Here is an 8,151-nt window from a genome sequence, read left to right as displayed (position 1 = left end):
CCTGCGCTTCTTCGACTTTCGCGGCTACCACGAACTCAACCGCGAACACGGGCGTTCCTGACTCGATCACCTCACCAGCGCAAGTTCAGAGAAGCCCGGATCCTCGTGCGCGCAGGGCTGCTGGAGTACTGCTCCGACACCGCCCGCGCCGAGTCCGACGATGTCCTCGGCCTGCTCATCACCCGGATGCGCAGCTACAGCGAACGGCAGTCGACCGGCGAGTTCTTCACTCCGGCGGCGGCTGCCAACAACGTCGGCGACATCCTTCTCTCCAGCGACCGCAGGCCCGGCGATCTGCTCCTCGAACCCGCGGCTGGGACGGGCACGATGACCCGGGCCGCCGCTGCCACGATGCGGTACTTCGGCGCCGACCCCGCCGAGTACCGCTGGTGGCTGAACGACCTCGACCCACTCAACGCCGCGTGCTGCGCCGTGAACGCGCAGCTCTGGAGGCTCGGCCCGCACGTGACCGTCTCCTGCGGCGATGCCCTGAAGCATCCCCGGCTTCTGGAGCAGGCCGTACAAGGGCGCGCCGAGCGGGCGAGCGCCGAGCAGAAGGCCCGGCCGGTGCTGTACCCCACCACGACCCGCCCGCCGTTCTGGCCGTGGCAGTTCGTTCCATCCTCCTGACCCGACGCGGCGGCCGTGCCGCATCCCGCGGCCGGCCGCCGCTCACCTCCTCATCCCTGCACGAAACGGAGCCTTCTCATGGCCATCAACACCACACCGCCGCCCGCCATCGCCACCTTGGTCCCCGACTCCGAGGGACACGGGACGGTCCTGCGGATCGTCTACGCCCACCACCTGGACGGCGAGTCCCTGGCCCTCCAGCTCTTCCACCGGTACGTCCACCGCTTGCAGGCCGGCACCCAGCTCCCGGACGAGATCACCCGCGCCGAGGTGATGGCCCTCCTCGGCGAACAGGGCGCGGATTGTGCCGAGGGCTGGCACTCATCTGCGAACGAGCCCACCGAGGAGGCCTCGGACGAGGCGTGGCAGTGGGTCCGCGCGCAGGTGAACCGCCTGTTCCCCGGACTGTCCTGGAAGGTCGAGCCCGACCGGCGCATGAACATCCCTGGTGTCGACGCCGACAAGGTCGCCGACATCGTGATCCGGGCACGCCCCCTGGCATCGGACGTGACCCGCCCCGCGACCATGTTCGATCCCGCGCTCACCTACTACGCGGACGGAACGCACGTGGTCATGCGGGCCCGGGGGACGGAACGCTCCGGGCACACCTTCGGCATGGCGGAGGGCGCCGCCCCGTACGCTTTCCAGGCCGTGCGGTGGGATGACGGCGGCGCTGACCTCATCGCCCCGCACGTGCTGCATCGCGTCGAGGGCCAGACCCAGGACGGTGCGGCTTAGGCGACCGCAGGGGCCGGCGTGCGGAGGGGCGCGCCGCCGCTCCTGGGCTTCTCCGGCGACCAGGTTCGCCGAAAGGGGAGACACAACGGGGCGGGGTGGTCAGGTACTTGTGACGGCCCGACCCAGGAGCGAATGTTGCGTATTCCAATTCCAGCATGTATTGTAGTTGTCATGAGGGCGGGAAGCCGCCCCACACCAAGCCAATTCCGAAGGGGCCGCTTCGCGCGGCTCGCCCTGGCTGTGGCTCTCCCCTCGACGGCCGGGGCCGTGAGGCCCGGACCGACACCCCCCGTCCGGTCCGGGCCTCGCCCCCTCACCAAGGCCCCAAGGAGACGACGTGACCATACGGACGAACACGGCCTCAACCCTGAACAGGGCTCCGGCGTATCGCCTCCAGCTTGTCTTCGATGCCGGGCCCACGATGCCAATGTGGGGACCGCTGCTGCGGGAGCTGCGCCAGTCCCTCGCCCGGAGTGGCCCTTTCCAGAGTGTGACGGTGGTCGTTCTCAAGGCCGATGGCACGCTGCGAGGACGACAGGGGGAGGACGACCGACTGGTGACCCTCCTGCTCAGCGACTGCTCCGGCCCTCAGTGGCACCCCGGCCCGGCCAGTGAACGCTGGTACAAGACTCTGCGCAGCTGGGCGCGTGTACGCCCGGTGGCGGTAGTTCAGCCGCTGCCGGAGCGCATGTGGCAGCGCACGGCGCTGCCCGGGACGCCCGGGAGCATCCACGCCCCGGCCGCCGCAGCCGCCAACTCCGAACTGCGCTTCACGGCGTACGACAGTGCGCCCGACACGGGGGCGAACAGCATCCCTGTGCCGGTTCTGGAACCCGCCTCTCCCTGGCTGGAGAACTGGTTCGCGCTCCTCGGCAGCGGCGGGACCGAGGTCCCGGCGGCGGTCGCTTTCATTCCGCCCGCACTTCCGGCCGAAGGGACCGCCTCTCTGACGGGGCTCGCTGCTGAGGAACTGGTCCTCCGCTTCCGCGCCACTGCTTCCCCCGAAGCGGTCCGTCTCGCGGGGTACTTGGCGGCAGGCGTCCCCCACTTGCCGGTGATGCAGTTGGTGCACCGCTCGATCGGGACGGCTCCGTGTCCGAGCCACCTGGCCGAGGTGATTCTGAGCGGCCTGCTCCGTGCCGTCCCCGGTCGCCCCGGTACTTACGCATTCCGAGACGGCGTTGCCTCCGTGCTGCTGCGCACAGTGCCGCGTTCCTCGCTCGCTCGCACGGTGGCTCTGCTGCGGCAAGCTGAGCCGTCGATGCGGCGCCCCCTGGTGAGCGCGGAGGCTTCGCGACTCGTCGGCTAGGGATGCGGTTTCCGCATCCACTCGTCGGCGTCACCGTTCGCCGCCCTCTTCACCCCTCAGCACTGCCTGGGGCCGAACAATCCTCTGCTACCTCCTTCTCTTCACCCGCTGTGTTCGGGGCGCTGGGCGTGAACCGCCCGTCCCGGCATCAAGCCATCCACTCATCTTCGGTGACCCGCGTTGCCCTACGTGCCCTTGCATCCGGGCGCGCGGCCACTGTCAGACCCTTGAGAGAGGATCACCCTCATGACGACTCTTCCCGCCGCTCAGGCGCAGTCTGCCGTGTCCAACCGCATCGAGTACGAGGCCGCGCTCCAGCTCCTGCGCGAGGCCTCGCAGGCGTACTACGGTGACGGCGACAGCGTCCTGGACGACGCCTCGTACGATCAGCTCCGACGCTCGGTGCAGGCCTGGGAGGAAGAGAATCCCGCCGAGGTCTCCCCGGACTCCCTCACCGGGCTCGTGGCCGACGGTGCAGCGCCCGTCGGCGACGTCGCGCACACCACTCGCCTCCTGAGCCTGGACAACGTCTTCGACGCCGAGGGCCTGGTGACATGGGGCGCCTCGGTCCAGCGCCGTATGGGCCGCGCGCCGCAGGGCGGGTTCACTGTGGAGCCGAAGATCGACGGTGCTGCCGTGGCCGCTCGGTATCGCGACGGCCGTCTCGTGCAGATCATCACCCGCGGTGACGGCAGTCACGGCGAGGACATCAGCCACGTCATCGGCCAGATCGACGGCCTCCCCGAGCGTCTGGCCGAGCCGGTCACCGTCGAGGTCCGCGGCGAGGTCGCCTTCACCCAGGAGCAGTTCGAGAAGGCGAACGAGGTCCGTGCCGCCCACAACGCGCAGGTCTTCGCCAATCCCCGCAACGGCACGGCCGGGACGCTGAGGGCGAAGGACCGGCCGTACCGGCTCCAGATGACGTTCTGGGCCTACGGCGCGGTCGAACTGGACGGCGTAGCGTTCCTGCCCGCCGGAGCCACGCACGCCGAGACCCTGGCCGCCGTGGCCGCAGCCGGCATCCAGACGACCGCGGACTCCCCGGCAGGGCTCCACGTCGTCGCCGACCTGGCCGCGGCACAGGAGCGGGTTGACGCGATCGCCGCCATGCGTGCGGACCTGCCCGTCGGAATCGACGGGGTGGTGATCAAGATGAACGACACGGGAGAACAGACGGCGGCCGGGTTCAGCTCCCGCTTCCCTCACTGGGCCATCGCGGTCAAGCTCCCCGCGGTCGAACGGCAGACCGTCCTGGAGGACGTCGTGTGGGAGGTCGGCCGCACCGGGGTCCTCGCGCCGACCGCGATCCTCACCTCGGTGGAGATCGACGGCTCCAACGTCACCCGGGCCACCCTCCACAACCCCGCCGACATTCGCCGGCGCGACCTCCATATCGGCGACACCGTGACGGTCTACAAGGCCGGCGACATCATCCCCCGGGTGCAGGGGGCCGTGGTCCAGCTGCGTCCGGAGGGGGCGCGCGAGGTGCCGCTGCCTGAGGTCTGCCCGAACTGTGGTGGCGAGATCAACAAGGCGCAGAAGCGGTGGCGATGCGCGAAGGGCACCGCGTGCGCGCTCCCGGCGTTGATCGAGTACGCCGCGCAGCGCGAGATGCTCGACATCGACGGCCTCGGCAAGACTTACGTGGCGGCCCTGGTCGCGTCCGGCAACGTGGACGACGTCGCCGACCTGTTCACCTTGACCGTCGAGCAGCTCACCGAGGCGTCCAAGAGTGCCAAGCGGGCCGTCAAGCTCGCCGAGCAGATCGAGGCGGCCAAGACACTCCCTCTCAGCCGGGTCTTCTGCGCACTGGGCGTGCTCGGCACCGGGCGCAGCATGTCCCGCCGCATCGCCCGGCACTTCGGGACCATGGAGGCCATCCGGCAAGCTGATGCTGCCGCTCTGCAGGGCGTCGAGGGCATCGGCCCCGAGAAGGCCCCGGTCATCGTCGAGCAGGTTGCCGCACTGGCGCCGGTCATCGACAAGCTGATCGCGGCGGGCGTCAACATGACCGAGCCCCAGGGGGCGCCGGCGGCGGAGGGTGCAGGTCCGCTGGCCGACAAGGTCGTGGTGGTCACCGGCAAGATGAGCGGGCGGCTGGAGGCCTACGGGCGGTCCGAGATGAACGCCCTGATCGAGAAGGCCGGCGGCCGCGCGGGCAGCAGCGTCAGTGCGAAGACGTCCATCCTCGTCGCCGCGCCGTCCACCGGGGGCAAGCCCAGCTCGAAGGCAGTCAAGGCGGCCGCGCTCGGTGTCACGGTCCTCGCCCCCGAGGACTTCGCCGACCTGGTCGCCGACTATCTGGCCTGACGCAAAGGGGGCCGGGGCGGGCGTCGCGCGGTAAGCGTGATCCCGTCTCGGCCCCTGCGCGGTACAGCGCATTGAACGGCCGCGCCATGAACGGGTGCTCGTACCCGCCAGGCGCGGCCCCCACTTCGATGTTGCTTATTCTTTTTTCAATGTGTACTGTCATGTCATCGCCTGGTGCTCGGCGCCCGCGATCTCTCCCCAAACACCCCACGTCCAGGTAGGGATGACATGCACTCGAACATGCCCGAGTTGTCGGATTCCGAGCTTCTGGCGCTCGCGGCTCATGCCACCAAGCGGACTCCGGTCAAGCCCAACGACCTCCTGATCCTCACCGAACTCCAGCTGGAGCTGTACCGGGAGCTGCACGCCGCTGCCGGTCTGTTGGTGCGGCCGCCGGTCGCGGCAGAAGTCCCACCGGCATCCTCGGCGCGGGTACGGGGCGCCCTCGATCGCATCCTTACCGAAGAAGAGGAGATGGCCGTCTTCCGGCAGGTGTACGACCACCTGGCAAACGCGGCACTGGGCGACCAGCGGGCGGCGGATCAGCTGCTGACGCTGTCCGGTGGCCAGCACGGCCCGGGCGGCGCGTTCCTCAAGCGCATACTGCGGTTCGCGGCGGCCGACGCGTACCCGAGCACGGTCCAGCTGCTCGTTCTCGACTTCCTGAAGACGACGGACCAGCAGACCCTTCGCGCGGTGCTGGCGCAGCTCGCGGGCATGGAATGGGCACTCGATCCGAACGACAGGCACCAGCGGATGATCATCGACCCGCCGGACGTCGTCGTCGATGACGCCGACGCCGAGGTCCGCCGGTTCCGCGAGCTGGGGCTGCGCCCCGGTGAAGTCACCCCGGGCCGGAGTCTCGCACGCGCGGACAACGGGACCTGGGAGACTCCCGATCAGCACCGCATCCGTACGTGGCGCCGCCGGTACGTGGAAGCCCACAGGCAGAGCCTCGACTGGGCGCAGACGAAGGCCGAGGTGTACCGCCGTGAGCGCGAGCGGCTGGCGCCGTACGGACATCCGGACGGCCTGGAGGCGGCCGTGGTGACGCAGCTGCGCCAGGAAGCCGACCGGGCCTCCTCCGCCCGCCTCTTCCAGATTGGCGACTCCCTCGGCCAGATGGCACTGCGCCGCGTGGTGCGGCGGACGGAGAAGAGCACGACCCCGTTCGATCCCGCACACCTCCCCGCCTCGCGCGGCATGCTGTTCCTCGACATCCCCCTCGCGCTGCCCAACGGCCGACGCATCGTCGGCTACGTGTGGGGCCCGTGGTCGCCCCCGGCGGAAGAAGGCTGGTTCCTTCTGCGTCCCGACCGGCTCCTGGAACCGGTGCAGCCTCCGTCCGATGACGCCCCCTGGACGTGGGTCACCGCGCTGACGTGCGACGAGTCGCTGCTACAGCTGCCCTTCTCGCCGTACGAGACCTTGCTGGCGCGCCCCGGCGAGGTCCTGGAGCCCGAGACCCGGCTTCGCGACCCCCACGACCCTGAGCGGTACCTGAGCGGATCGGGCCGCCAGGGCGGGCAGGAGCTGATGCTCCGCCACGTGCGGGCCCTGTGGGAGCTGCTGACCCAGCACAAGCGGTCCACGGTGCGGGTCCTGGCCCACCAGGTCCACCAGCTCAAGCCCAGCAAGCGCGAGGCCGAACGGCGACGGGGCATCTGCGACTCCGGTCAGGTCGAGAACTGGTGGGTGGACCCGGACGCGGGCGAGCGCTTCCGGGAGGAGCAGCCGAGCCGGGCACGCGATGGCGGAACTGGCCGCCCGCTGGCGGTCCGCTACTGGAGGGAGGAGCACGAGCGCCAGCAGTGCCCGAACTCCCACCGGCACGCCCTCCTGGAGGGGGAGAAGCCCGGTAGCTGCCCGCACTACGAGATCACCATCCCCGAGCATCCCGTAGGGCCCGCCGACGCTCCGTGGTCGGACCGGCTGCGCCGCGCCCGGCTCCGCCACCCCCCGGCGACGCCTCGGCGCGCCGCGAATGCCTGACCGTCCCCCTGTGGCCGGGCGGGCACCGTCCCGCCCGGCCACAGGTTGCACGACCCGTGCGCCAAGCCCAGCAACCCGATCGTCTTCAGCTGAGGAGAGCCATGTCCGAAGACCTCCGTCCCCGCACCGTCCGGCACCGCCGTTGCCAGCCGCTGCACACCGTCTACGGGTTGGTGGCGCTGCTCGCCGGCTGCGGCGTCCTGGTGGAGCAGCCCGTCATGTGGCTGTTCGTCGTCCCGGTCGCTGTCCTTGTCGTCGAAACGCGCCGGCTTGCCCGGCACCGGGCGTGCGCCGTTCTCCGCAGGCGGGACGAGCGCAAGGTAGCCCCGGCTCGCGCCCACTGGGTGTGGGGCGCTGCCGCGGCCGTTCTGGACGCCGCGCTGGTGGCCGGAGCCTTCGCCGTCTGCACCGTGCTGCTGCTCGGCCATGGTGAGGCACTCGTCCTGCGCGGACGGGCAGCGGATTACCTGGCCCTCGGCGCAGGGGCGGTGTTCGCCGGCGCGCATGCCCTCACGCACCGCATGTCCGCCCGGGCCCCGAAGGCGCCGCGGCCCGAGGCGTGAGAAATGCCCCCGTCACTCCGTGCCGGGACACCATCCGGCGCTCCCTTTCCTCAAGGCCTCGGAGGAACCGTCATGCTGCGCTTCGACCCCACCACCACGAGCGGCTCGGCCGTGGTGTCCCTGTTCCGCGTGTGGTGCTCCCTGCGCGATGCCGGCCCCGGGCGCCGACCGGAGCCCGCGGAGCCGACCGGCGCACTGGAGGAGATGTTCGCCGGCCTCGGTCCGGGTCCGGCCGGGCCGCCTGCACAGGTCGAGCCGCCCGGCACGGGAGGGGTGTTCACGGTCTTCGGTCTGCGATACGACCGCGTCGACGCGCTGCTGATCGCCGGTGTCCTTCCGGGCGAACACGCCACTGCCGCTGTCGAACTGGACGGCGGGGAAGGCGACTTCTCCCGGTGGACCGACACCTTCCACGCCGAGAACGCGAACGCAGCCGCCAGGGCCGCGCGAGCGCAGATCGAAGGCGGGGATGCCAACCCGCCGGATGTTGCTTATTAACGTTTCAATATGTAGAGTCATACATGTCGGCACCCCGCGCTATCGGATTCCGGATCACCAACGGTCACCCCTCGTCCGCCCAGGCAGTGTGAGCCGGGACGGCTTCAACTC

General features: G+C 70.4%; 7 protein-coding genes. All 7 read left to right on the top strand.

Annotated elements, in window-relative coordinates:
* Positions 1-105 precede the first annotated feature (105 nt).
* Complete coding sequence (locus tag ACIQR3_RS26395; RefSeq protein ID WP_403543057.1) at positions 106-630, top strand: N-6 DNA methylase; 525 nt, start codon at positions 106-108, stop codon at positions 628-630.
* 78 nt (positions 631-708) lie between these two features.
* Complete coding sequence (locus ACIQR3_RS26390; protein WP_403543055.1) at positions 709-1,368, top strand: hypothetical protein; 660 nt, start codon at positions 709-711, stop codon at positions 1,366-1,368.
* 337 nt (positions 1,369-1,705) lie between these two features.
* Entirely contained in the window at positions 1,706-2,677 is a 972-nt protein-coding gene (locus tag ACIQR3_RS26385) for an SAV_2336 N-terminal domain-related protein (protein WP_403543054.1), read from the top strand.
* A 246-nt stretch (positions 2,678-2,923) separates the two neighbouring features.
* Complete coding sequence (gene ligA / locus ACIQR3_RS26380; protein WP_403543052.1) at positions 2,924-4,987, top strand: NAD-dependent DNA ligase LigA; 2,064 nt, start codon at positions 2,924-2,926, stop codon at positions 4,985-4,987.
* Positions 4,988-5,215: 228 nt separating this feature from the next.
* Entirely contained in the window at positions 5,216-6,979 is a 1,764-nt protein-coding gene (locus ACIQR3_RS26375) for a hypothetical protein (RefSeq protein WP_403543050.1), read from the top strand.
* A 101-nt stretch (positions 6,980-7,080) separates the two neighbouring features.
* Positions 7,081-7,542, top strand: a complete 462-nt coding sequence (locus tag ACIQR3_RS26370) for a hypothetical protein (protein ID WP_403543048.1) — start codon at positions 7,081-7,083, stop codon at positions 7,540-7,542.
* Between the two features lie 72 nt (positions 7,543-7,614).
* The gene (locus ACIQR3_RS26365) at positions 7,615-8,040 is read left to right on the top strand and encodes a hypothetical protein (protein WP_403543046.1); all 426 of its coding nucleotides are present in this window, start codon (positions 7,615-7,617) and stop codon (positions 8,038-8,040) included.
* Positions 8,041-8,151: the final 111 nt, after the last annotated feature.

Source organism: Streptomyces sp. NPDC090994 (assembly GCF_044768905.1).
In the GTDB taxonomy this organism is placed as follows: domain Bacteria; phylum Actinomycetota; class Actinomycetes; order Streptomycetales; family Streptomycetaceae; genus Streptomyces.
The sequence above is the reverse complement of the archived record's forward strand: the minus strand, read 5'-3'. Positions and strand labels throughout refer to the sequence as shown.

Excerpts from the sequence above, each read along its gene's own strand:
- ACIQR3_RS26390 (WP_403543055.1), top strand. The coding sequence starts at position 709 with ATGGCCATCAACACCACACCGCCGCCCGCCATCGCCACCTTGGTCCCC.
- ligA (WP_403543052.1), top strand. The coding sequence starts at position 2,924 with ATGACGACTCTTCCCGCCGCTCAGGCGCAGTCTGCCGTGTCCAACCGC.
- ACIQR3_RS26375 (WP_403543050.1), top strand. The coding sequence starts at position 5,216 with ATGCACTCGAACATGCCCGAGTTGTCGGATTCCGAGCTTCTGGCGCTC.
- ACIQR3_RS26370 (WP_403543048.1), top strand. The coding sequence starts at position 7,081 with ATGTCCGAAGACCTCCGTCCCCGCACCGTCCGGCACCGCCGTTGCCAG.
- ACIQR3_RS26365 (WP_403543046.1), top strand. The coding sequence starts at position 7,615 with ATGCTGCGCTTCGACCCCACCACCACGAGCGGCTCGGCCGTGGTGTCC.